23 protein-coding genes are annotated in these 21,831 nt (G+C 67.3%); 9 read left to right on the top strand and 14 right to left on the bottom strand.

Annotation, left to right across the window (positions count from 1 at the left end; translation table 11 throughout):
- Nucleotides 1-11: 11 nt before the first annotated feature.
- The 7 genes from alr to rpsF all read right to left on the bottom strand — a co-directional run bounded on the left by alr (nt 12) and on the right by rpsF (nt 7,617).
- On the bottom strand, nt 12-1,109 hold the full coding sequence (gene alr / locus AC1RJ9_RS17085) for an alanine racemase (RefSeq protein ID WP_492838105.1): 1,098 nt from the start codon (nt 1,107-1,109) through the stop codon (nt 12-14).
- A gap of 39 nt (nt 1,110-1,148) precedes the next feature.
- A complete protein-coding gene (locus tag AC1RJ9_RS17080; RefSeq protein ID WP_492838104.1) occupies nt 1,149-1,850 on the bottom strand; it encodes a MarC family protein in 702 nt (233 codons plus the stop codon).
- A 164-nt stretch (nt 1,851-2,014) separates the two neighbouring features.
- Nucleotides 2,015-3,532: a replicative DNA helicase gene (locus tag AC1RJ9_RS17075; RefSeq protein WP_492838103.1), complete on the bottom strand. Its 1,518-nt coding sequence runs from the start codon at nt 3,530-3,532 to the stop codon at nt 2,015-2,017.
- 211 nt (nt 3,533-3,743) lie between these two features.
- Nucleotides 3,744-6,149 carry a TonB-dependent receptor plug domain-containing protein gene (locus AC1RJ9_RS17070; protein WP_492838102.1) on the bottom strand — a complete coding sequence of 802 codons (2,406 nt, stop codon included), beginning with the start codon at nt 6,147-6,149 and terminating at the stop codon, nt 3,744-3,746.
- Nucleotides 6,150-6,345: 196 nt separating this feature from the next.
- Nucleotides 6,346-6,930, bottom strand: a complete 585-nt coding sequence (gene rplI, locus AC1RJ9_RS17065) for a 50S ribosomal protein L9 (protein WP_492838101.1) — start codon at nt 6,928-6,930, stop codon at nt 6,346-6,348.
- A gap of 13 nt (nt 6,931-6,943) precedes the next feature.
- Nucleotides 6,944-7,222: a 30S ribosomal protein S18 gene (rpsR, locus tag AC1RJ9_RS17060; protein WP_004615089.1), complete on the bottom strand. Its 279-nt coding sequence runs from the start codon at nt 7,220-7,222 to the stop codon at nt 6,944-6,946.
- Between the two features lie 14 nt (nt 7,223-7,236).
- On the bottom strand, nt 7,237-7,617 hold the full coding sequence (rpsF, locus tag AC1RJ9_RS17055; protein WP_099577449.1) for a 30S ribosomal protein S6: 381 nt from the start codon (nt 7,615-7,617) through the stop codon (nt 7,237-7,239).
- Between the two features lie 270 nt (nt 7,618-7,887).
- Here rpsF and AC1RJ9_RS17050 point away from each other — a divergent pair, with 270 nt between their 5' ends.
- Complete coding sequence (locus AC1RJ9_RS17050; RefSeq protein ID WP_492838100.1) at nt 7,888-8,547, top strand: hypothetical protein; 660 nt, start codon at nt 7,888-7,890, stop codon at nt 8,545-8,547.
- On the opposite strand, the gene AC1RJ9_RS17045 is transcribed toward AC1RJ9_RS17050, so the two are convergent.
- The 3 genes from AC1RJ9_RS17045 to AC1RJ9_RS17035 all read right to left on the bottom strand — a co-directional run bounded on the left by AC1RJ9_RS17045 (nt 8,522) and on the right by AC1RJ9_RS17035 (nt 11,165).
- Complete coding sequence (locus AC1RJ9_RS17045; RefSeq protein WP_492838099.1) at nt 8,522-9,346, bottom strand: sterol desaturase family protein; 825 nt, start codon at nt 9,344-9,346, stop codon at nt 8,522-8,524. The genes AC1RJ9_RS17050 and AC1RJ9_RS17045 overlap by 26 nt on opposite strands.
- A gap of 73 nt (nt 9,347-9,419) precedes the next feature.
- Nucleotides 9,420-10,547: a helix-turn-helix domain-containing protein gene (locus tag AC1RJ9_RS17040; protein WP_492838098.1), complete on the bottom strand. Its 1,128-nt coding sequence runs from the start codon at nt 10,545-10,547 to the stop codon at nt 9,420-9,422.
- An 84-nt stretch (nt 10,548-10,631) separates the two neighbouring features.
- Entirely contained in the window at nt 10,632-11,165 is a 534-nt protein-coding gene (locus AC1RJ9_RS17035) for a peroxiredoxin (RefSeq protein WP_492838097.1), read from the bottom strand.
- A 164-nt stretch (nt 11,166-11,329) separates the two neighbouring features.
- Here AC1RJ9_RS17035 and fabD point away from each other — a divergent pair, with 164 nt between their 5' ends.
- The 7 genes from fabD to gmk all read left to right on the top strand — a co-directional run bounded on the left by fabD (nt 11,330) and on the right by gmk (nt 17,621).
- Nucleotides 11,330-12,274: an ACP S-malonyltransferase gene (fabD, locus tag AC1RJ9_RS17030; protein WP_492838096.1), complete on the top strand. Its 945-nt coding sequence runs from the start codon at nt 11,330-11,332 to the stop codon at nt 12,272-12,274.
- 137 nt (nt 12,275-12,411) lie between these two features.
- Nucleotides 12,412-13,152 (top strand): 3-oxoacyl-[acyl-carrier-protein] reductase, encoded by a 741-nt coding sequence (fabG, locus tag AC1RJ9_RS17025; RefSeq protein WP_492838095.1) that lies wholly within the window; start codon nt 12,412-12,414, stop codon nt 13,150-13,152.
- A 137-nt stretch (nt 13,153-13,289) separates the two neighbouring features.
- The gene (locus AC1RJ9_RS17020; RefSeq protein WP_004615098.1) at nt 13,290-13,526 is read left to right on the top strand and encodes an acyl carrier protein; all 237 of its coding nucleotides are present in this window, start codon (nt 13,290-13,292) and stop codon (nt 13,524-13,526) included.
- A gap of 181 nt (nt 13,527-13,707) precedes the next feature.
- Nucleotides 13,708-14,988: a beta-ketoacyl-ACP synthase II gene (gene fabF, locus AC1RJ9_RS17015; protein WP_492838094.1), complete on the top strand. Its 1,281-nt coding sequence runs from the start codon at nt 13,708-13,710 to the stop codon at nt 14,986-14,988.
- Nucleotides 14,985-16,103 carry an endolytic transglycosylase MltG gene (mltG, locus tag AC1RJ9_RS17010; protein WP_492838093.1) on the top strand — a complete coding sequence of 373 codons (1,119 nt, stop codon included), beginning with the start codon at nt 14,985-14,987 and terminating at the stop codon, nt 16,101-16,103. The genes fabF and mltG overlap by 4 nt, the downstream gene beginning before the upstream one ends.
- A 2-nt stretch (nt 16,104-16,105) precedes the next feature.
- Nucleotides 16,106-16,987: a YicC/YloC family endoribonuclease gene (locus AC1RJ9_RS17005; protein WP_492838092.1), complete on the top strand. Its 882-nt coding sequence runs from the start codon at nt 16,106-16,108 to the stop codon at nt 16,985-16,987.
- Nucleotides 16,980-17,621, top strand: a complete 642-nt coding sequence (gene gmk, locus AC1RJ9_RS17000) for a guanylate kinase (RefSeq protein ID WP_492838091.1) — start codon at nt 16,980-16,982, stop codon at nt 17,619-17,621. Before AC1RJ9_RS17005 ends, gmk begins: the two co-directional genes overlap by 8 nt.
- Before the next feature lie 43 nt (nt 17,622-17,664).
- Here the strand turns inward: gmk and AC1RJ9_RS16995 are convergent, their stop codons facing one another.
- The 3 genes from AC1RJ9_RS16995 to AC1RJ9_RS16985 all read right to left on the bottom strand — a co-directional run bounded on the left by AC1RJ9_RS16995 (nt 17,665) and on the right by AC1RJ9_RS16985 (nt 20,687).
- Nucleotides 17,665-17,922 (bottom strand): GlsB/YeaQ/YmgE family stress response membrane protein, encoded by a 258-nt coding sequence (locus AC1RJ9_RS16995; RefSeq protein WP_492838090.1) that lies wholly within the window; start codon nt 17,920-17,922, stop codon nt 17,665-17,667.
- 281 nt (nt 17,923-18,203) lie between these two features.
- Nucleotides 18,204-19,871 carry a sensor histidine kinase gene (locus tag AC1RJ9_RS16990; protein WP_492838089.1) on the bottom strand — a complete coding sequence of 556 codons (1,668 nt, stop codon included), beginning with the start codon at nt 19,869-19,871 and terminating at the stop codon, nt 18,204-18,206.
- 69 nt (nt 19,872-19,940) lie between these two features.
- Complete coding sequence (locus AC1RJ9_RS16985; RefSeq protein WP_492838088.1) at nt 19,941-20,687, bottom strand: MauE/DoxX family redox-associated membrane protein; 747 nt, start codon at nt 20,685-20,687, stop codon at nt 19,941-19,943.
- Between the two features lie 70 nt (nt 20,688-20,757).
- Between AC1RJ9_RS16985 and AC1RJ9_RS16980 the strand changes: the two genes are divergently transcribed.
- A complete protein-coding gene (locus AC1RJ9_RS16980) occupies nt 20,758-21,162 on the top strand; it encodes a MerR family DNA-binding protein (protein ID WP_492838087.1) in 405 nt (134 codons plus the stop codon).
- 127 nt (nt 21,163-21,289) lie between these two features.
- Here the strand turns inward: AC1RJ9_RS16980 and AC1RJ9_RS16975 are convergent.
- The coding region (locus AC1RJ9_RS16975; RefSeq protein ID WP_492838086.1) for an IS630 family transposase at nt 21,290-21,831 on the bottom strand (542 nt) is incomplete at its 5' end.

The raw sequence follows: 21,831 nt of genomic DNA, 5'->3' as shown, positions 1-21,831 counted from the left end.
CAGGCTGAGGGCTAGCCGCCCCGCCGCCCCACATAGCGGCGTGTCGCGCGGAGCGTCAATCGCGTCAGACGCTCGTAGGCCGTGGTGCCGGCGGCCTCGGCCGCGTCGTCGATCGGCAGGTTCGGACCGAACAGCTCGACCATCGCGCCGGGGCGGGCGGCGTCGCAATCGGTGATGTCGATGGCGATCAGATCCATGGACACGCGACCCAGCATCGGCCGCCTCGCGCCGTCGAACCAGACCGCTCCGCGCGGATAGGCGGCGCGCGGAACGCCGTCGGCGTAACCGACCGCGATGATGGCCACGCGGGTGGTCTCGGTCGCCGTCCAGCCGGCGCCGTAGCCGATGCTTTCGCCGCGCGGCACGACGCGGACCTGCAGAATCGGGGCCTCGACGGTGGCGACGGCGCGGATCTCCGGATGCGGCCGGCCTTCGGGACCGCCGCCATAGAGGCTGATCCCCGGCCGGGCCTGATCGAAGCGCCACGCTTCGCCCAGGAAGATCCCCGCCGAGGCGGCCAGGCTGCGTCGGGCGTTCGGCAGCAGGGCGACGGCCTCCTGGAAGCGTTCCAGCTGGATGGCGTTCAGCGGATGGGCGGGTTCGTCGGCGCAGGCCAGGTGGCTGACGACGAGCTCGATATCGAGCCGCTTGAGCCGATCGAAGGCGCCGACCAGCACCTTCAGCTCCTCGGGGCGCAGGCCCAGGCGGTTCATGCCGGTGTCGACGTGCAGGGCGGCCTTGAGGCGGCCCGCGCGGGCCTGGGCGTTCCAGGCCTCGACCTGGGGAAGGCTGTTGAGCACGGGCGTCAGCTTCGCGCCCTCCAGCGTGTCGCCGGAACCGGGCGTGACGCCGTCCAGCACGTGGATGATCGCCTCCCGGTCGCCCAGCGCCTGGCGCAGGGTCACGCCCTCGGACAGGCGGGCGACATAGAAGCTCCGCGCGCCCTCGGCCCAAAGGCGGTCGGCGACCTGGGGCGCGCCCAGGCCATAGGCGTCGGCCTTGACCGCCGGCGCCACCTCGGCCCCGCCCGCGCGGGCGCGCAGGGCCGCGTGGTTCGCGGCCAGCGCGTCGAGATCGATGGTGATGCGGGTGTCGGTGAGGTCGGTCACGAGGCCGACGTACCGGACGCGGGCAGGCGGTTCAACGCCTTAACCGTGATGAGTGGCCAGGAACCGCGCCACCAGGTTCTCCGCGCCCGAGGCGATGATCTGCACGCCGATGCACAGCAGCAGGAACGCCACCAGCCGCGACAGCACCCGCGCGCCGCCGGGGCCCAGCAGCCGCATGACCCGGCCCGAGGCGCTGTAGAGCAGCCAGACCAGGATCGCCACCAGGGCGGCGGCCAGGCTGGCGCCGATGAAGAAGGGCGCCACGGCGCTGCCTTCGGTCGGGCGCTGGGACGACAGGGCGATGGCCACCGAGATCGAACCGGGGCCGGTGGTGAACGGCATGGTCAGCGGGAAGAACGCGACATCGTCCTCCCCTTTGGCCTCGTGGCGCTGGGCCGACTCGGTCTGGCTGGTCTTGCGGTCCTCGTGCTCCTGCGGGTCCATCAGCAGGCCCCAGGCGCGGATCGCCACGACGAGCCCGCCGGCCACCCGCAGGGCCCCCAGGCTGACGCCGAAGAAGTTGAGGATGTAGCCGCCCAGCAGCAGCGAACCCAGCAGCACCAGGAAGGCGTAGAGGCCGATCAGCCGCGCCAGCCGCAACCGCTCGGACCGATCCCGGCCCGCCATCGCCTGGTCGAAGATCAGCGAGGCCCCGACCGGATTGACGATCGAGAACAGCGCCGGAAACGCCAGCAGGAAGGCGCCGACCAGGCTGGAGGTGGGCAGGGGGCTGAAGTCCATGTGACTCGTCGGAACAGGGGGCGAGGCGGGGACGGTGGCCTAAAGCCCCAAGCTTGTCATCCCGGGCGAAGCGAAGCGCAGACCCGGGACCTCGGCGAGCTCAGAGTATTCGGCGGTCCCGGCTCGGCGCGCTTCGCGCTTGGCCGGGATGACAGTTTTGACAGCTACTCGTCCGACGGAATGTTCCGCGCCTGGGCGAAGTAGTGGTCCTTGGCCAGGTTGCCGAAGCGGGTGGTGTCGCTGTTGAACGACAGGCGCACGGTGCCGATGGGGCCGTGACGCTGTTTGGCGATGATCACCTCGGCCAGGCCGTGCAGGCGGTCCATCTCTTCCTGCCAGGTCAGGTGCTCGGGCGTGCCCTCGCGCGGCTCGGCGCGGCCGACATAATAGGCCTCGCGATACACGAACCAGACCATGTCGGCGTCCTGTTCGATCGAGCCCGATTCCCGAAGATCGGAGAGCTGAGGCCGCTTGTCGTCGCGCTGTTCGACCTGACGCGACAGCTGTGAGAGGGCGATGACCGGGCAGGCCAGTTCCTTGGCCAGGGCCTTCAGGCCCATGGTGATCTGCGAGACTTCCTGCACCCGGTTGGCGTTGGCGCCGAGGTCCGAGCCGGTGACGAGCTGAAGGTAGTCGACCACGACCAGGTCAAGGCCGACCTGGCGCTTCAGGCGGCGGGCCCGGGCGGTCAGCTTGGCGATCGAGATACCACCGGTGGCGTCGATATAGAGCGGGGCTTCCTGCAACTCCATGGCCGCGTCGCGGACCCGGCCGAACTCGCTGGCGTCGATCTCGCCTTTGCGCAGGCGGTCGCCCGACACGCCCGAGGCGTCGGCCAGCATACGCAGGGCCAGCTGTTCGGCGCTCATTTCCAGCGAGTAGAAGGCCACGACGCCGCCCTGGACGGTCTTCTTGGTTCCGTCGGGCTGGATCTCGTAGGCGTATTTTTTGGCGATGTTGAAGGCGATGTTGGTCGCCAGCGCCGTCTTGCCCATCGACGGACGACCGGCCAGGACCACGAGGTCGGAGGGGTGCAGACCGCCGATCTTCTGGTCGAGATCGATCAGGTCGGTCGCGACGCCCGACATGCCGCCTTCGCGGCTGTAGGCCTCGGCCGTCATCTCGACCGCGCCGCGCAGGGCGTCGCCGAAGCTGACGAAGCCCGACGAGGCCGCGCCGCTTTCGGCCAGGCTATAGAGGCTCTGTTCGGCCGACTCGATCTGGTCGCGGGCGGTGCGCTTTTCCTCGTTGCCGCCTTGCGCGGCCGTGGCGATGTCGCCGCCGATGCGGATCAGTTCGCGACGCAGCGACAGGTCGAAGATCACCCGGGCGTAGTCGCCGACATTGGCCGCCGGCGGGGCGCGGTCGACGAGGTCGGCCAGATAGCGCAGGCCGCCCAACTCCTCGAACGCGGGGTCCTTCTTGAACTCGTCGGCCAGCAGGATCGGCTCGGCCAACTGGCCCTTGCGGACGTGGGTCTCGATCGACTGGAACAGGCGCTGGTGGAAGGGTTCGTAGAAGCAGCGGGCCTGCAGGTTGTCGCTCAACCGTTCGTAGGCGGCGTTGTCGTAGAGCAGGATGCCCAGCAGCGCTTGCTCGGCTTCCATGTTGTGCGGCGCCACGTTGATCGTGGGCTCGGGAAGACCGGGGAGAACAAGGTCGAGCGCGGGGACGAGAGACATCGACGGATATTACCGCGACGGGGCTTCGGACGCTCGGGTCAGATGGCCGCGCGGCTCCACATGAACGGGGATATTCTGTGTATGTTCTGAGTGGTTGACGGTGCAAGAGCACGCTTGTGGCTGGACGTCCGTTCCTGACGTATGGCCCAAAGGAAGGGGCGCGGAGATCGCTCTCCGCGCCCTGCCGGCTATGTCCCGGTCTACGCCCTGCTCACCAGTTGTAGGCGAGGCGCGTATAGAGGAACCGGCCATTGAACCCGAAGGGCGAGAAGCCGGAGAAGGCCGTAACGCCGGTCGTGTTGACCGCCGCGGGCGCCTTGTTCGGATAGGTGTCGAACAGGTTGTTCACGCCCACCGCCCAGGTGACGTTCTGGGCGAAGGCGTACCGGCCTTCCAGGTCCCAGACCGACTTGGCGCCGGTGCGGTAGTCCAGCGCCTGGTTCGAGTTCGGCACGAGCACGGAGCCGTAGTAGGCGGCCTTCAGCGTCGCGCTCAACGGACCCTTGGACCAGTCGCCGCTGGCCACGAACTTCTTGTCGGGCGTGCCCTCCTCGAAGATCGCGACGTTGACGCGCGAGAACAGAGCCGGCGGAACGGGCAGGGACGACAGCGTGCCGGTGGTGGGCACACGCTTGACCTTCGTATCGTTGAAGTTCGCCGCGAGCGTCAGGTCCAGCCGGCCGAGGGCGTCTTGGTCGATGCGATAGCGACCCACGACGTCCAGGCCCTTGGTGCGGGTGTCGACGCCGTTGATGAAGAACCGCGCCGTCGTCACGCCGAACGGCTGCAGAAGGCCGTATATCGCCTGCTGCGTGGCCGTGCCGGTGGCCGAGCCCTGGATATTCTCCGAGAGCACGATCCGGTTGTCGATATCGATCTGGTAGGCGTCCACCGTCAACTCGAACGGGCCTTTGTGGAAAACCGCGCCGAACGAGTAGTTCTTCGATTTTTCCGGCTCCAACGGTTTCGCGCCGAGGGCGGCGGCCGTGGCGCTGGTGGCCGGGAAGGTGCCGACGTCCACCGCCGCCCCGCCGATGATGTTGATCGAGGTGGTGGTGAAGTACTGCTGCTGCAGGGCCGGCGCCCGGAAGCCCGACGAATACGAACCGCGGACGGCGAAGCTGTCCGTCAGGTCGTAGCGTGCGGCGACCTTGCCGGTCGTCGTCGAACCGAAGTCCGAATAGTCCTCATAGCGGACGGCCAGATCGACGGCGAGCTTGTCGGTGATCTGGCTGTCGAGGTCGGCATAGAGGCTGGTGGCGTTGCGGCTGACGTCCACGGCGTTGGAAGGACGGAAGCCGGGGAAGCCTTGCGCGCCGGCGCCCTTGCCGTTGCCGCCATTGACCCACGAGGCCGTCTCGCCGGCGCGGATCTTGTAGCTCTCGTCGCGATATTCGGCGCCGAAGGCCAGGGTGCTGGGCTTGGCGAAGTTGAACAGCTCCACCGGCCGGGTGATATCCAGCGAGGCCACGGTCTGGCCGTACCGCATCGACCCGTCCTGGAACGAGGTTGGCGATGTCGGGCCGAGCGAGGCGTTCAGGGAGTTGATCGTGCCGTAGGCGACCTTGTTGCTCCCGTGGTTGACGGACGCGTCGACCGTGAAGCCGGCGACCTCACCCTTGGCGCCGAAGGCCAGGTTGTAGTCGTCGATGTCGGTGGTGATCTTCGGGACGTAGCCGTTCGGATAGACCGAGACGTAGTTGTTGGCGTTGTCCGCCAAGCGCGGGAAGGCGGCGCTTTGGGCCTTGCGGTTCTGGTAGCCGGCGAGACCGTAGAGCTTCCAGGCGTCGTTCAGCGGCACGCCGAAGTTGGCGTAGACGGTCTTTGTCTCGACCTGAGGGTCGCCGAAGATGCCGGTGACCTTGTTAGGCGTGACGCGCGGATCGAGGTCGGCCCGGTTGGTCGGGTTGCGATACGAATACTCGCCCGTCAGGGTCAGGAAGCCGTCATGGGGCAGGGCGAAGCCTTGCCAGACCGAGGCGCTATAGACGGGACCGTCGTTCGCCTTGCGGCCGTCAGGGTCGCGGGTCGTCTTCACCTTGGTGTTGTAGACGCCGTAGCTGGCGGTCGCGCCGCCGCCGCTGCTGGCCTCGCGAAGGCGCAGGTTGATGACGCCGGCGATGGCGTCCGAGCCGTACTGGGCCGCCGCGCCTTCACGGAGGATCTCGACGCTCGACAGCGCCGCGGTCGGGATGGTGTTCAGATCGAAAGGGGCCGAGCCCCGACCGATCGAGCCATTGATATTGACCAGCGCCGAGGTGTGGGCGCGGCGACCGTTCAGCAGCACCAGCGTCTGGTCGGGCGCGAGACCGCGCAGCGTGGCGGGCCGCACCGAGTCGGTGCCGTCGGTCACGGCCGGGCGTGGGAAGCTGATCGAGGGCGCCAGATTGGCCAGGGCCTGGGCCAGTTCCGGTGTGCCCTGACGGGTCAGGGCCTTGCTGTCGACGACGTCGACCGGCGAAATGGTCTCGAGGCGCGAGCGCGCCACCCGCGAACCGGTGACCACGATCTGCTCGATCGTCGAGTTGTCGTCGGCCGGCGCGGCTGTTTGGGCGTTGGCGGTCGCGGCGAAGGCCGTCAGCGAAGCGGCGGCTAGCAGTAAGCTTCTGTAATACATAAAAAATCCCCTGTCTTGGCTGGGGATGAGGCGCGCGTCCTCATGCCCCGAAGCGGGGGTCTTGATCGCCCCCGAACCGAACATGGGATTTCATCGTTCTGCGCACAAGCTAATCATTTCTGTGCTGCGGCGCAGAAAAAAACGGCGCGGATCGCTCCGCGCCGTTTCTCGATAAAAGCTCCGATCCCGGAAGGGATTAGGCTTCGTAGTGGTCGCCTTCGAACGAGCCGGCGCCGCCTTCCGCCATGTCTTGGGCGGCTTCGGCTTCGGCCGCGCGATCTTCCTCGAATTGCGAGTTGATCACGTTTTCGCCGCGCGCTTGGCGATCGGCTTCGTCCTGGCTGCGCGCGATGTTGAGGGTGACCGTGACGGTCACTTCAGCGTGCAGCTTCACCTTCACTTCGTGGACGCCCAGCGTCTTGATCGGCTTGTCCAGCACGATCATCGAGCGGTCGACCTTGCCGCCTTCGGCCTTGATGGCGTCGGCGACGTCGCGGCCCGCGACCGAACCGTACAGCTGGCCGCTTTCGCCAGCTTGACGGATCAGGACGTATTGCGTGCCGTCCAGCGATTCACCGTTCTTGCCGGCGGCTTCGCGGTTGCGGACGTTGCGGGCTTCGATCTCGGCGCGTTGCGCTTCGAAGGTCGCTTCGTTGGCCTTGGTGGCGCGCAGAGCCTTGTGGCGCGGCAGCAGGAAGTTACGGGCGAAGCCGTCCTTCACGGTGACCACGTCGCCGAGGACGCCAGTGCCTTCAACGCGTTCGAGCAGAATGACTTTCATCGTGGTGTCTCCCTTACTTCACGACGTAGGGGAGCAGAGCCAGGAAGCGGGCGCGCTTGATGGCCTTGGCCAGCTCGCGTTGCTTCTTGGCCGACACCGCGGTGATGCGCGACGGGACGATCTTGCCGCGTTCGGAAACGTAACGCTGCAGCAGCTTCACGTCCTTGTAGTCGATCTTCGGCGCGTTGGCGCCCGAGAACGGGCAAACCTTGCGGCGACGGAAGAACGGGCGGCGAGCGCCGCCAGCGGCGGCGGCCGGAGCGCCGGCTTCGGGAGCGGTCGTATCGGTCATGATCTCTCTCTCCCTTACGCTTGAGCCTGGGGCGCGAAGTCTTCGCGCGGACGTTCCGGGCGATCGCCACGGTCACGACGGGCGAGAACCGGCGACAGTTCCAGGTCCAGCTCTTCCACGCGGATGGTCATGAAGCGCAGCACATCTTCATTGATGAGCAGCTGGCGCTCCATTTCCTTCACGGCCGGCGCCGGGGCGTCGATCGCGAGCAGGGAGTAGTGGCCCTTGCGGTTCTTCTTGATGCGGTAGGTGAGGTTGCGAAGGCCCCAGTACTCGATCTTGGCGATGTGGCCGCCATTCTCTTCGATGAGGGTCTTCAGTTGCTCGTTCAGAGCTTCGGCCTGTTGCGGCGAGATATCCTGCCGCGCGATGACCACGTGTTCGTAGAACGCCATGTTTTCCTTCTTCCGTTGGGGAAGGCGGCGCGGTCGTCGGCGGAAGTCCGTCGACCACGATGGTTCCTGCACACCGAGCGGGGAAATCCCCGGTCCCGGATGGGTGCGTGCAAGACCGCTCTTCCGTGAGAACGCGCGCTATTACAGAAGATGGGGCGGGAAGGCAAGCCGCGTCGAGGTTTGCCGCCGAACCAGGCGATGCGGGGCAGTGTCCGATAATTGACATTGGCCGGGTTCCATCCGGGCGCCCAACTATGCTAGCAGGCGAACATGGGGATCGGTGATCGTCTCTTAGTGGCATTCGCAGCGGCCTTGGCCGCCGGGACGGCGCACGCCGAGATCATTCAGAAGCCCGTCACGTCGGTCGCGGCGCGCGAAGGCCGGTTCGCCGGCTATTCCGCGGCCATACCGCTGGATCTTTCCACCGATACCGAGAAGGTCGCCCTGACGGTCAGGTCCTCGGGCATGATCGAGAACCCGACCTACGACTTCGATCTCAACCTGACCCAGAAGCCCGACGACCAGCGCGTCGGTCAGCGCTCGGTGGCGCTCGGCGCCTCGTGGAACGAGAACGAAGCCAAGCTGCGCTCGTCGATGTCCAAGGCGTTCGGCTTCGGCCTCCTGCCGCGCGCCAACTATGTCCGCGTCTCGATGGACATGGACGCCAGCCAGGCCATCGCCGTGCCGGGCAAGATCCCGGTGGCGCGCGCCAACATCCGATCGACACTGACCCTGGACGGCAAGCCGGTCGGCTCGATCGCGTTTGGCGGCGGCTCCACGGGCGACGAGGGTGTCGACCTCAGCCTGACCCGGCCGTTCGACATCCCCGCCGAGTTCACCGTCAGCGTGCGGGGCGTCAGCAATCAGCGCGAAAGCTGGCGGCTGCAGGACGCCCGCGCCATGATCAAGCTGGTGAAGGTCGGCTGGTAGCCTCAAGGGACTTGTCCTTGTCGTTCTTCGGCTTTTTGGCGGTCACGGCCGCGAAGCGCTTCAGATATTCCGGGTGCTCGGTGCCCATGACCTTGTCCCAGAAGGTGAAGTAGAGGCCGTAGTTCCAGCCCGCCTGGGCGTGGTGCAGGTCGTGGTGGGTCACGGTCGTCAGGAACGGGAATAGCGGCCGTCCGTCCTTGCGGGCGGGAAACAGCTCGTAGCCCGAGTGGCCGATCGTGTTGCGGACGATCTGGTGAAGCATGAAGAGTCCAATCACCGGCCACTGGGTGGGAACCAGGATCATCCACAGCGGCACGAACACGCCGTTGATGAAGGCCTCGCCCAGGTCGAAGCTGTAGGCGGTGAACGGCGAGGGGTTGTTCGAACGATGGTGCCGGCGGTGGAAGCGCCGGAACAGGCGGCGGTCGTGGATCAGCCGGTGCGTCCAGTAGAACCAGGCGTCGTGGGCGACGATCATCAGCACGAGGCTGGTCCAGAACCAGACCGGGCCCCAGCTCTTGGCGATGTAGGGCCCCGGCAGCCAGCCGGCGCGGAACAGGCCGAAGGTCAGCAGGCCCAGGGTCGAGAAGATGGCGATCGAACGGATCGAGGTCGCGAACTCGGTCAACAGTTGGCGCGCCGGCGGGCGGCTGTCGCGGATCTTGCGGCTAGCCAGCGGGATCGCCAGAGCGACCCAGAGCACCAGCCAGACGCCGACCGAGAAGATCACGTAACGGGTGACGTCGACCCACATGCTGGCCAGCCAATTGCTGGCGAAGGGGAGGAGAGTGTCGAGCATTTATCCGGGCTCCAGGGCGAAAGACCTCGCCAAGGAAGCCGCCGGCTCTCCGACCGTCGCGCCGAACTTGAAATCAGGCCCGTTTGTCGCTTTTCGACCGACCTTCGCCGGTTTCGACCAGCCGCGGTCGCGGGTGGGCGGGCGTGACGTCCTGGCGCCAGGCGGTGGGGGTGACGCCGGTGGCGGCGCGGAAGGCGCGGTTGAACGGACCCAGCGACGCGAAGCCTAGTTCGTAGGCGATGGTCGACACCGACTTCAGCGCTTGCTCCGGATCGGCCAGGGCGATCTTGGCCGCCTCGATCCGCCGGCCGTTGACGTAGTCGGCGAAGTTTCGATGGCCCAGCGTGCCGTTGATCAGCTTGCGCAGGCGGTGCTCGGGCGCGCCGACCAGGGCCGCCAGAGCACCGATCGACAGGTCCTCGCCGCGCCAGACCTCGTTCTCGTTCATCGCCTTGTCCAGGCGGGCCAGGACCAGGCGGTCGGCGGGGGTGAGGTCGAGGGTCTCGGCCTGCTTAACCACGGGTGGCTCGCCGGCCGCGGGCCGGGCCTGGACCAGCACCGGCTCGGCGCGCAGCAGGGCCAGGGCCGAGCCGACGCCCAGGGCGGCCAGGGCGATGGCCTGGATAAGGCTGGGCAGCACGGGTCCCTTGCCCAAGCCGAAGTCGCACAGGGTCTGGACCAGCATGTAACCGGTCGCCGCCGCCGCGATCGGCGCGCGCAGATGCCGGCGGCGCTCCACGAGGTCGATCCGCCAGCCGCGCCAGGTCATCAGCAGGATGTGCGCGTTGATCGCCAGCGAGGCGGCCGCGAAGATCCACCAGGCGATCGCGCGGGCGTGCGAGGGCGGCAGAAAAGCGCCTGGGATCCAGAGCGCTATGACCGTCGCGGGCACGGCTAAGCGCCAGGCCGGGATTTTCGGCTCGTCCTCGAACAGCACCGAGCAGAACAGCCAGAGCACCCCGGCGGCCATCGAACTCAGGAACCATGTCAGCAGGCTGAAGTGCAGGCGTGTCGTGTAGTAGAAATGGCTCTCGAAGCCGTGGGCTATGGCGCAGGCCATCAGCAGCACGCCGACCCAGCGCGTCGGCGTCATCTTGCGGCTGGCGGCCAGGGATACACCGGTGGCGGCGAAGGCGCCGATGGCGACGCCGCGCAGCCCCAGTTCAAGGCTGGAAAGGTCGATATGGGCCGGGTCGATCATGGGAGATCATTTCCCGTGCGCCGCGCGAGCTTCAACCCGCGCGGCTGGCTGGAACCGGAAAAGGCTGGCTACTTCTTGGCCCCGTTACTTCTTCGCCTTGTAGGCCTTCACCGCGTCCATGGTCTGGGTGACGTGGCCGGCGAAGTTGCCGTCGGTGTACGACATCAGGATCTTGCCGTCCGGGGCGATCACATAGGACGTGCGGTTCGACCAGTCCGGCTTCACCATCAGCGCCACGTCGTAGCTCTTGATCAGCGCCTTGTCGGCGGCGGCCACCGCGAACTTGTCGCGGCAGTGCTCCTTGGAGAAGTCCTTGATACGGTCGACATTGCCGGCCGTGACGCCGATCACCGTGGCGCCCAGCTTTTCGAATTCGGGCGTGGCCTCGGCGAACTCGTGGGCCTCGGCGGTGCAGCCGGCGGTATAGGCCGCCGGGAAGAAGTACAGCACCACCGGACCCTTCTTGAGGGCGTTGGCCAGCTTGAAGTCGAAGTCCTTGCCGGCCAGGGCGGCCTTGGCGGTGAAGTCGGGGGCCTTGTCGCCGACCTTGAGGGCGGCGAGGGCGGGCGAAGCGGCGGCGAGGGTGAACGCGGCGACGCCGGCGAGGATGAGTTTCATGGCGCGACTCCGAGGAAGGATGGCCCAGCTACGCTGGCGGGCGCACTTTGGATGTGGCCCCCTCTTAATTGCAAGCACTGGGCGCCCGCCCGCCGCACTTGCCCCGATGGGGCCTTTCGCCTAACCCTCCGGCCCTTGAATCTGCAAAGACGGAGCGGGCCACCATGAGCATCGCCTTCATTTTCCCTGGCCAGGGCAGCCAGTCGGTCGGCATGGGCGTCGATCTCGCCGAGGCCTTCGCCAGCGCCCGCGAGGTCTTCCAGGAGGTCGACGACGCCCTGGGCCAGAAGTTGTTCGCGCTGATGAAGGACGGTCCCGAAGGCGACCTGACTCTGACCGAGAACGCCCAGCCGGCCCTGATGGCCGTCAGCCTCGCGGTCACCCGCACGCTGGAAAAGGAGTTCGGCGTCGGGATCGATCGCGCCGCCTTCGTGGCCGGTCACAGCCTCGGTGAATACTCGGCCCTGGCCGCCGCCGGCGCCATCACCCTGGCCGACACCGCGCGCCTGCTGAAGCTGCGCGGCCAGGCCATGCAGCGCGCCGTGCCGGTGGGCGAGGGCGCCATGGCCTCTCTGATCGGTCCGAAGACCGACCTGGCCCTGGCCGAAGCCGCCGCCGCGGCGGGCGCGGAAGTTGGCGTCTGCGTCGTCGCCAACGACAATAACAACGGCAATGTCGTGATCTCCGGTTCCAAAGCCGCCGTCGACAAGGCCATCGAGAAGGCCAAGGAACTGGGCGCGCGGGCCATTCCGCTGAACGTCTCGGCGCCGTTCCACTGCCCGCTGATGCAGCCGGCGGCCGACGAGATGGCCGAGGCTCTCGCAAAGACCACCATCATCGCCCCGCGCGCGCCGCTGGTCGCCAACATCACCGCCGCCCCGGTCCACGACCCGGACGTGATCCGCAAGCTGCTGGTCGAGCAGGTCACCGGCCGCGTCCGCTGGCGCGAGAGCATGACCTGGCTGGCTGCCGAGGGTGGTATCACGCGCTTCGCCGAGGCCGGCGCCGGCAAGGTGCTGTCGGGCATGGCCAAGCGGATCGCTCCGGACTCCGAGGCGACCCCGCTCAACACGCCCGCCGATCTCGAAGCCTTCGCGGCCTCGCTCTGAACCGCATTGCGTCGTCCTCGTCCTTCGACAGGCTCAGGATGAGGACGATTGCATCGGCGGCTTGTTTGAAATCCTCATCCTGAGCTTGTCGAAGGACGAGGATTTCACCCACTTCCCTCCGACACGGAGAACTTCAAATGTTCGATCTGACCGGCAAGACCGCTCTCGTCACCGGCGCCACCGGCGGCATCGGCGGCGCCATCGCCAAGGCTCTGCACGAGCAGGGCGCCCATGTCGTGCTCTCGGGCACCCGCGAATCGGCTCTGTCGGAGCTGGCCGCCCAGTTCGGCGAGCGCGTGTCGTTCGTGGCGGCGAATCTCTCCGACTCCGCCGCCGTCGACGGCCTGGTCGCCAAGGCCGAGGAAGCCGCCGGCGCGCCGCTGGACATCCTGATCGCCAACGCTGGCGTGACCCGTGACGGCCTGCTTGTCCGCATGAAGGACGAGGACTGGGAAACCGTCATCAAGGTCAATCTGGAAGGCTATTTCCGTCTTTCACGCGCCGCCGCCAAGGGCATGATGAAACGCCGCGCCGGTCGCATCATCGGCATCACCTCGGTGGTCGGCGTGACCGGCAACGCCGGCCAGACCAACTACGCGGCCTCGAAGGCCGGCATGATCGGCTTTTCCAAGGCCCTGGCCCAGGAACTGGCCAGCCGCGGCGTGACCGTCAACTGCGTGGCCCCCGGTTTCATCGCCAGCCCGATGACCGACTCGCTGAACGAGCAGCAGAAGGCCGGCATCCTGGCGACCATTCCCGCCGGCAAGCTTGGCGAGGGAAGCGACATCGCGGCGGCTTGCGTTTATCTCGCCAGCGACCAGGCCGGCTACGTCACCGGTCAGACCTTGCACGTCAACGGCGGCATGGCCATGATCTAAAACCGCCGTCGCTCCTTCGGTCTGCCGCTAGCAAGCCGAAAAGGAACATGATAGGCGGAGCCCGACACTTCCCGCGGACCGCGAGGCGCAGCCTCAATGTCCGAGGGCCGAAATTTCATAATGAGGGACTGAACAGAATGTCCGACATTCTCGAGCGCGTGCGTAAGATCGTCATCGAACACCTGGATGCCGATCCCGAGAAGGTCACCGAGAAGGCTTCCTTCATCGATGACCTGGGCGCCGACAGCCTCGACAACGTTGAGCTGGTGATGGCGTTCGAAGAAGAGTTCGACATCGAAATCCCGGACGACGCCGCCGAGCACATCCAGACCGTTGGCGACGCCGTGAAGTTCATCACGGAAAAGACCGCCTAAAAGGCGTCGAGTTCGCTAGTCGAACCTGACCATTTCCGCCGCGTCGCACTGGCTCTTGCCATCGTGCGCGCGGCGGTTTTCGTTTGAGGCTCAAAATACTTTAGGCCAGGGATTCGCGGCTGGCGTGGACGGGGGAAGTTCCCCCCATCCCGCGCCCCGCACGAAGGTTTGGGAGTGATCCATGCGTAGAGTCGTCGTCACCGGTATCGGCATGCTGACCCCTCTGGGCCACGGCGTTGACGTCACCTGGAAGAACATCCTCGCCGGCAAGTCCGGCGCCAACCGCATCACGGCCTTCGATCCGACCGACTATGCCTGCAAGGTCGCCTGCGAGGTTCCGCGCGTCGATGGACGCGGCGGCGGCGGTCCGGATGTCGAGGGCTCGTTCAACCCCGACCTGACCATGAGCCCGCGCGACCAGAAGCGCGTGGACGATTTCATCCTGTACGGCGTCGCGGCGGCCGACGAGGCCGTCAAGGACTCGGGCTGGGTTCCGGAGACCGACGAGGACCGGTGGCGCACGGGCGTCATCCTCGGTTCGGGTATCGGCGGCCTGTCGACGATCGCCGACACCGCCCTCGAGCTGGAAGCCAAGGGACCCCGCCGGGTCAGCCCGTTCTTCATCTCCTCGGCCCTGATCAACCTGATCTCGGGCCAGGTCTCGATCAAGTACGGCTTCAAGGGTCCCAACCACGCGGTCGTGACGGCCTGCGCCACCGGCGCCCACGCCATCGGCGACGCCATGCGCCTGATCAAGTACGGCGACGCCGACGTGATGGTGGCCGGCGGCGCCGAAGCGGCGATCTGCAAGGTCGGCATCGCCGGCTTCATCGCCTGCCGCGCCGTCTCCACCGACTGGAACGACACCCCCGAAAAGGCCTCGCGTCCGTATGACAAGGACCGCGACGGCTTCGTGATGGGCGAGGGCGCCGGCGCCCTCGTGCTGGAAGAATACGAGCACGCCAAGGCGCGCGGGGCGAAGATCTACGCCGAAGTGGTCGGCTATGGCCTGTCGGGCGACGCCCACCACATCACCGCGCCGTCGGAAGACGGCGAAGGCGGCGGCCGCGCGCTGGCGTCGGCGATCAAGGACGCGGGCCTCAAGCCCTCGGACATTGACTACATCAACGCCCACGGCACCTCGACCATGGCCGACGGCCTGGAAGCCGGCGCCGTCGAGCGTTTCCTGGGCGACCACGCCAAGAACGTCGTCATGTCCTCGACCAAGTCGATGACGGGCCACCTCTTGGGCGCGGCCGGCGCGATCGAGGGGATCTTCTCGATCCTGGCGATCCGCGACCAGATCGCCCCGCCGACGATCAACCTCGACAATCCCGACGTTCACGTCGCCATGAACCTGGCGCCGAACAAGGCCGTGCCGATGAAGATCGACGTGGCCGTGTCCAACAGCTTCGGCTTCGGCGGCACCAACGCCACCGTGGTGTTCAAGAAGGTCTCGTGAGCAAGAAGCCGCCCGCCTCCCGCGCGCCCAAGCGCTCGCCCGCTCGGGCGAACCGTCGCGAAACCGCATCCGTGGGGCGGCGGCTGATCCGCGCCGTCTTCGGCGCCGTCGCGACCCTGGCCGTGATCGGCATGGTCGCCCTGCTCGGCGCGGCCTGGGTCTATAACGGCCCCGGTCCCGCCGCCAAGGCCGGCGACAAGACCACCGTCGTCCTGCGCAAGGGCGCCAGCCTGCCGGAGATCGCCTCCAGCCTGGAACGGGGCGGGGTGATCCGCTCCTCGTCGATCTTCATGACCGCCGCCAAGGTCACGGGCGCGGCCCGGACGCTGAAGGCCGGCGAATACGCGTTCGCCAGCCGCGCCTCGATGGCCCAGGTGCTGGACGCCGTCCGCCACGGCCGTATCGTCCGCCACTGGATCACCATTCCCGAAGGCCTGACCTCGGACATGGTCATGGACATCCTGGCCAAGTCGGACATCCTGGAAGGCAGCGCCGCGACGCCGCCCGAGGGCGCGATCCTGCCCGAGACCTACGAGGTCCAGCGCGGCGAGGACCGCGCCGCCGTGCTCAAGCGGATGATGGACGACCGCGACAAGCTGCTGAACCAGCTGTGGGCCAACCGCCAGTCGGGCCTGCCCTACCAGTCGAAGGACGAGGCCGTGATCATGGCCTCGATCGTCGAGAAGGAGACGGGCGTGAAGGGGGAGCGGCCACAGGTGGCCGCGGTGTTCATCAACCGGCTGCGCACCGGCATGCGCCTGGATACCGACCCGACCGTGATCTATGGCATCTCGCGCGGCCGTCCGCTGGGCCGGGGCCTGCGCCGGTCCGAGCTGGATGCGTTCACGCCCTACAACACCTACAGGATCGAAGGCCTGCCGCCGACGCCGATCGCCAACCCAGGCCGCGCGGCCCTGGAGGCGGCGCTGAACCCGGCCAGGACCAACGACCTCTATTTCGTCGCCGACGGCACGGGCGGCCACGTGTTCGCCTCGACGCTGGAGCAGCACAACGCCAACGTCGCCAAGTGGCGCCAGATCGAACGCAACCGCGCCGGCGCCGGCGCGCCCGTGGTTGCGGCCCCGCCGGCCGCCAAGCCGCTGGCGGGGGGCTAGGCATGTCGATTTCGGGGATGACCGGCTTCGCCCGGGTCGAGGGCGCCCACGGCGCCTGGACCTGGGCGGTCGAGGCCCGCAGCGTCAACGGCCGCAATCTCGAGACCCGCTTCCGCGGTCCGCCCGGCTTCGAGAGCCTGGAGCGCGCCGCGCGTGAAGGCTCCCAAGGCCGCTTCCAGCGTGGCCAGCTGACGCTCAACGTCCAGGCCAAGCGCGCCGAGACCTCGGGCGAGACCCAGGTCAATATCGCGGTCTTGGAGCGCTATCTGACCGCCGGTGGGCCCTACGTGGCCACAGGCATGGTCGCCAAGCCCGCCCTGGACGGCCTGCTGGCCCTGAAGGGCGTCATCGAGGCCCGCGAGGACGAGGACGACGCCGAGACCCGCGCCGCCGTCGAGGCCGGCATGGCCGCCTCGATCGGCCAGGCCCTTGATGGCCTGAAAATCGCCCGCCTGGAGGAAGGCGCGGCCCTCGATCCGGTGCTGAACGGCCTGATCGACAGAATCGAGGATCTGACCCGCCAGGCCGAACACGAGGCCTCCGGTCAGCCCGCCATTCTGAAGGATCGCTTCGCCCGCCGCATGGCCGATCTGATCGGCGAGGCCGCTTCCGAAGAGCGCATCGTCCAGGAAGCCGCCGTCCAGGCCGTGAAGGCCGACGTGCGCGAGGAACTCGATCGCCTGGCCAGCCACGTCGCGGCCGCACGCGCGCTTCTTTGCGGCGAGGGCGCGTCGGGCCGCAGGCTCGACTTCCTCTCCCAGGAATTCATGCGAGAATCCAATACTCTCTGCTCGAAATCGGCCCTGACCGCCCTGACCGCGATCGGTCTGGAGCTGAAGGCCGTGATCGAACAGTTCCGCGAGCAGGTCCAGAACGTTGAATAAACCCCACCACAATACCCGCGGCCTGCTGTTGATGGTGGTCGCGCCCTCGGGCGTCGGCAAGACCTCGCTGACCCGCCGCCTGGTGGCCGACCACAACGACCTGCACCTGTCGATCAGCTACACCACGCGCGAGCCGCGGCCGGGCGAGCACGATGGGCGCGACTATCACTTCGTCACCCGCGAAGCGTTTCAGGCCATGATCGATGATGACGCCTTCCTGGAATGGGCGGAGGTCTACGGAAACTTCTACGGAAGCCCCAAGCCGCCGATCATGCAGGCCCTGGAGCGGGGCGAAAGCGCCCTGTTCGACATCGATTTCCAGGGCGCCATGAAGGTCCATGCCCAGGCCGGGGAAGACAGCGTGCTGGTCTATATCCTGCCGCCGTCGCTGGCCGAGATGAGCCGCCGCCTGCACGCGCGCAGCCAGGACAGCGAGGAGGTCATCCATCGCCGTCTGTCGCGCGCCAAGGACGAGGTCGCCGACTGGGAACGCTTCGACTACGTCATTCTCAACGAGGATTTCGATCGGGCCTATTCGGACCTGGCCCACATCTATCACGCCGAACGTCTGAAACGGGCGCGTAACCCGTGGATCGGCGACCTGGTGGGCGATCTTCTCAAGGAAGAGATCTAAGGCTCGGCGGCGAGCTTTCACCCGCCGCCGAGGCCGTTGCGCCCTAAAGCGCGCGACGGCCGAAGATCAGGTGGTACAGCGCCAGGATGACGACGGCGCCAATGGTGGCCACGATCAGGCTGTACAGGTTGAAACCCGACACGCCGCCATTGCCGAACTGATTGAACAGCCAGCCGCCGACGAACGCGCCGACGATGCCGAGCACGATATCGAGCAGCACGCCGCTGCCGGAACGGTTGACGAGCTTGCTGGCGATGAAGCCGGCGATCAGGCCCAGAAGGAGCCAGGCGAGAATGGACATCGTAGGGACTCCGTGAGCGGTCGCCCTGTGCGACCTTGCTCAATCAAGTCCCGGACGGTCACGTTAGTTCCCGCGCATGCGTTCCTGCACGAAGGCGATCAGCTTTTCGGCTGGTGGTCGGCCGAACGCGATGAAGAGGCCCGAGCCCAGAACGGCTCCGATCAGGAATGTCAGGTCCATCGCGCAAATCCCCTAAGACGCCCTCGACCTATTGCAGATGCGGTGTGGCCAAGCCAAGGCGACAAGGAGGCGCTGCGACGATCGGTCTTGGCTTCGCCCGCTCAGGCGGCGCCTTTCGCCAAAGAGACTTGGGGGGGCGCGATGATGCTCATCACGCAGGTCAGGCCCTCGGGGGCGTAGTCGAAGGTCGCCGAGCCGGCCAGGTCGCCCTTGAGGCTGGCGGCGATCAGGCGCGAGCCGAACCCGCCGCGCTCGGGCGGCCTGACCAGCGGGCCGCCGCGTTCGCGCCACTCGACGGTCAACAGGGTGTGGCCGCCCAGACTCCAGGATACGGCGACTTGGCCGGTCTCGATCGACAGCGCGCCGTATTTCGAGGCGTTCGTGGCCAACTCGTGGAAGATCATCGCCAGGGCGAGGGCCGCGTTCGGCGCCAGGGGCAGGGGCGGCCCGTCCAGTCTCACCTGGCTGGCATAGGGCTTCAGCGCCTCGGCCAGCAACTCGCCCAGGTCCGCGCCTTCCCAGTTGCGGCGGGTGAGCAGGTCGTGGGCGGAGGCCAGGGCGTAGACGCGATCGTTGAACTGGGCGAGGCCGTTCTGGTCGCCTTCACGGAGGCTGTGGCGGGCGAGGGACTGGACCACGACCAGGGTGTTCTTCACCCGGTGGTTCAGCTCGTTGATCATCAGCTGCTGGCGCTCGGCGGCGCGGCGGGCGTCGTCGTCACGCGCCCGCAGGATGGCGGCGGCGGCCCGCAGCGAGCCGCGCACCTCGGCGATCTCCTGCAGGTGCGAGGGGGCCGGATCCAGCGGCCGGCCGGAGGCCAGGGCCTCGGCCTCGGCCACCAGGCCCCGGACGTCGCGCGAGATGGGGCGGGCAAAGGCGAGCGCTGCCGCCACGCCCAGGGCGATCAGCAGGGCGGCGCCGGCGATGGCGGGGCCTAGCGAGGTCAGCACCGTCCTGTTCAGTTCCTCGCGCGGCACCCCGACGATGAAGGTCCACCCATAGGTCGGCGAGCGGCTGAAGGCCGACAGGGTCTGGACGCCGTCGAGGGTGTGGGTCCGCACGACACCGTCGTTCGCCCGCGCCATGGCCTGCCGCATGTCCAGGCTGGCGTGTTTGCCCACCATACTTTCCTGATCACGCGAGCGCGCCACCAGGGCCGCGTTGCGGTCGACGATGCTGGCGGTCCAGGTCTCGGGAAACGTCTGGGCGGTCATCAGGGCGTGGAAGGCCGCCGGTTGCTGCATATAGGCCAGCACCAGCAGCTTGCCGTTGACCAGGACGGGCATGTTCACGCCGATGATCGGACCGGCCCCCCGGCGCGGGATCAAGTTGCTGACGTTCGACTTGCCCGTGGTCATCTCGCGCCAGGACGTGGGCGAGACGGGGGCGTACGGCGTCGGCCGGCCCGGGGCTATCCGCGTGTTGATCAACTGGGCGTCGTGGGTCATCAGCACGATCCAGCCTTCGCGCCCCTCCACGGCCTTGCGAGCCTGCTTTTCAAAGGTGGCGAGGTCGCCTTGGGCCAGGGCGGGGGAGACGGCCAGGCCTTGCAGAATGCTCTGACCCTGGCCGATCTGGCGATCGGCGGCCAGGGAGAGGGCCCGGGTCATGGCGATCAACTGGGTGGAGAAGCGGCGCTGACCCTCCGCATACTGCTGGGCCGCCAGCGCGCCCATCAGCAGGATGGCGGGGGCCGCGAGGGTCAGCGCCATGAAGAGCAAGCGCCGCGCAACCGTCGATGGCGCCTTCACCGCGCTTTTGATAGTCACATTCGCCCCACTTCGCCCTGGCCAAGGCTCGAGAGCGCCGGCCCCACCGTCAATAGACTTTGGGGCAGATTAGCCGTGGTGACGGGTCAGCATCCAGAGGGCCATCGCCACCATCAGCAAATTTTCGGTCAGGGACACGAAGCCCAGCGGCACGTTGGTGTCTCCGCCAACGCAGGCGCATTTCAGCTCGCGCTTGTCGATATAGACCGCCTTGAACACCGAAACCGCGCCCACGCCGCCGATGAACAGGCCCAAGGGCGCGGCAAATCCCGTCAGCACGCCGGCCGCCATCAACACCCCGGCCGTCAGCTCGGCGAAAGGATAGACATAGCCGTACGGAACCCAGCGGCGGGCCAGCAGGTCGTAGTTCAGGAACATGGTCGAGAAGGTCTCGACGTCGCGCAGCTTGAGCATGGCCAGCAGGCTCATGGAGAAAGCCACGAACCACTCGGCGGCCTGCGCCGTCAGGGGCGTATGGAAGGCCGCCTGGCTGGCCGCCAGGGCGATCAGGGCGGCGACGGCGAAGACGGCGATCACCGGGGTGTAGGTCAGGGCCTTGGGATCGCGGACCCTCCCGCCGAAATGCCGGCGCAGATCGTCGTAACCGCCGATCCGCTGTCCGTCGATGAAGGCCTGGGGCGTGGTCTTGACGTCGTGCTCGGCCTTGAAGGCGTCGGTCTCGGCGCGAGTCTTCAGCCAATGATCCTCGACGACATAGCCTTTGGCCTTCAGCAGGTGCATCGCCTTCAGGCCATAGGGGCAGACGTGCCCTGGCATGACCATGCGATACAACACGGCGGTTTTCACGGGACTCATCGCTTGAACTCCTTGGCGCGCGACTGCGTCCGCCCCATGTGGGGTCCGTACCATGGTACGGAGTCAAGGCATGGCCAACACGATCGCGACCTTGGCGCGCGAAGGCGGAGTCGGGGTGGAGACGGTGCGCTACTACCAGCGGCGGGGTCTGTTGCGAACGCCCGACAAGTCCGGCGGTTCGGCGCTGTCCGGCGGCATTCGGCGTTACGACGCCGAGGACCTACGGCGGCTGAAGTTCATTCGCGCCGCGCAGGGCGCCGGGTTCACGCTGGAACAGATCGGCGAGTTGCTGGCGCTGGACTCCGGCGAGGACCGCGCGCGCGCCAGGGCCCTGGCGCGGGAACGGATCGCGGCGCTGGATGAGAAGATCGCCGAGCTGCGGGCGGCGCGGGCCTCCCTCGACAAGCTGGCGCGCGCCTGCGCGGCGTCCGACACTGGCCCGTGCCCGATCATCGCGGCGTTCGAGGGCGCCTAGACCAAGATCGCCAGGGCTGAGAAGCCGAGCAGGGCGCAGGCGATGGACAGGCGGACGATCATGGGAGCCTCCCTGGCGGTGTTGAGCCAGGAAGCATCCGTCCAGATGAACCTAGAGCGTGCTTGGTTTATATTGACGCATAGCCGGCATGGCGAATGTAGTTTGCGCATTCGGTGGTGCTGAACAGATCGAGCAAGTCGCCGATGCGTCGCCAGACGGCCTCAACGGATCTCTCATCAGCCTTGCGCAGTTGGCTTTTGAGCTTCGCGAAGACCTGCTCGATGGGGTTGAGGTCGGGGCTGTAGGGCGGCAGGAACAGAAGGTGCGCGCCGGCCTTGCGGATGGCGGCGCGCACGGCGCGTCCTTTATGGCTGCCAAGGTTGTCGAGGATCACGACGTCGCCAGGTTTAAGGGTCGGGACCAAGGTCTGTTCGACATAGGCTAGGAACCAGGCCCCGTTGATCGGCTGGTCGAGCACGAGAGGCGCGGTGATCCCCTCCAGCCGCAGAGCGGCGATGAAGGTCATGGTCTTCCAATGACCATGCGGGACCTTGGCCAGAAGCCGAGCACCGCGTTGGGCTCGGCCGTGCGTGCGGGTCATGTTGGTCTTGGCCCAGGTCTCGTCGATGAACACCAGGCGGCTGGGATCGAGCCTACTCTGATGACGCC

The sequence above is a fragment of the Caulobacter sp. GW822-FHT07D08 genome (assembly GCF_058798735.1).
Note: the sequence above shows the minus strand (reverse complement) of the source record. Positions and strands in the feature narration are given on the sequence as shown.

Excerpts from the sequence above, each read along its gene's own strand:
- AC1RJ9_RS17080 (WP_492838104.1), bottom strand. The coding sequence starts at position 1,850 with ATGGACTTCAGCCCCCTGCCCACCTCCAGCCTGGTCGGCGCCTTCCTG.
- AC1RJ9_RS17075 (WP_492838103.1), bottom strand. The coding sequence starts at position 3,532 with ATGTCTCTCGTCCCCGCGCTCGACCTTGTTCTCCCCGGTCTTCCCGAG.
- AC1RJ9_RS17070 (WP_492838102.1), bottom strand. The coding sequence starts at position 6,149 with ATGTATTACAGAAGCTTACTGCTAGCCGCCGCTTCGCTGACGGCCTTC.
- rplI (WP_492838101.1), bottom strand. The coding sequence starts at position 6,930 with ATGAAAGTCATTCTGCTCGAACGCGTTGAAGGCACTGGCGTCCTCGGC.
- rpsR (WP_004615089.1), bottom strand. The coding sequence starts at position 7,222 with ATGACCGATACGACCGCTCCCGAAGCCGGCGCTCCGGCCGCCGCCGCT.
- rpsF (WP_099577449.1), bottom strand. The coding sequence starts at position 7,617 with ATGGCGTTCTACGAACACGTGGTCATCGCGCGGCAGGATATCTCGCCG.
- AC1RJ9_RS17050 (WP_492838100.1), top strand. The coding sequence starts at position 7,888 with ATGGGGATCGGTGATCGTCTCTTAGTGGCATTCGCAGCGGCCTTGGCC.
- AC1RJ9_RS17045 (WP_492838099.1), bottom strand. The coding sequence starts at position 9,346 with ATGCTCGACACTCTCCTCCCCTTCGCCAGCAATTGGCTGGCCAGCATG.
- AC1RJ9_RS17040 (WP_492838098.1), bottom strand. The coding sequence starts at position 10,547 with ATGATCGACCCGGCCCATATCGACCTTTCCAGCCTTGAACTGGGGCTG.
- AC1RJ9_RS17035 (WP_492838097.1), bottom strand. The coding sequence starts at position 11,165 with ATGAAACTCATCCTCGCCGGCGTCGCCGCGTTCACCCTCGCCGCCGCT.
- fabD (WP_492838096.1), top strand. The coding sequence starts at position 11,330 with ATGAGCATCGCCTTCATTTTCCCTGGCCAGGGCAGCCAGTCGGTCGGC.
- fabG (WP_492838095.1), top strand. The coding sequence starts at position 12,412 with ATGTTCGATCTGACCGGCAAGACCGCTCTCGTCACCGGCGCCACCGGC.
- AC1RJ9_RS17020 (WP_004615098.1), top strand. The coding sequence starts at position 13,290 with ATGTCCGACATTCTCGAGCGCGTGCGTAAGATCGTCATCGAACACCTG.
- fabF (WP_492838094.1), top strand. The coding sequence starts at position 13,708 with ATGCGTAGAGTCGTCGTCACCGGTATCGGCATGCTGACCCCTCTGGGC.
- AC1RJ9_RS17005 (WP_492838092.1), top strand. The coding sequence starts at position 16,106 with ATGTCGATTTCGGGGATGACCGGCTTCGCCCGGGTCGAGGGCGCCCAC.
- AC1RJ9_RS16995 (WP_492838090.1), bottom strand. The coding sequence starts at position 17,922 with ATGTCCATTCTCGCCTGGCTCCTTCTGGGCCTGATCGCCGGCTTCATC.
- AC1RJ9_RS16985 (WP_492838088.1), bottom strand. The coding sequence starts at position 20,687 with ATGAGTCCCGTGAAAACCGCCGTGTTGTATCGCATGGTCATGCCAGGG.
- AC1RJ9_RS16980 (WP_492838087.1), top strand. The coding sequence starts at position 20,758 with ATGGCCAACACGATCGCGACCTTGGCGCGCGAAGGCGGAGTCGGGGTG.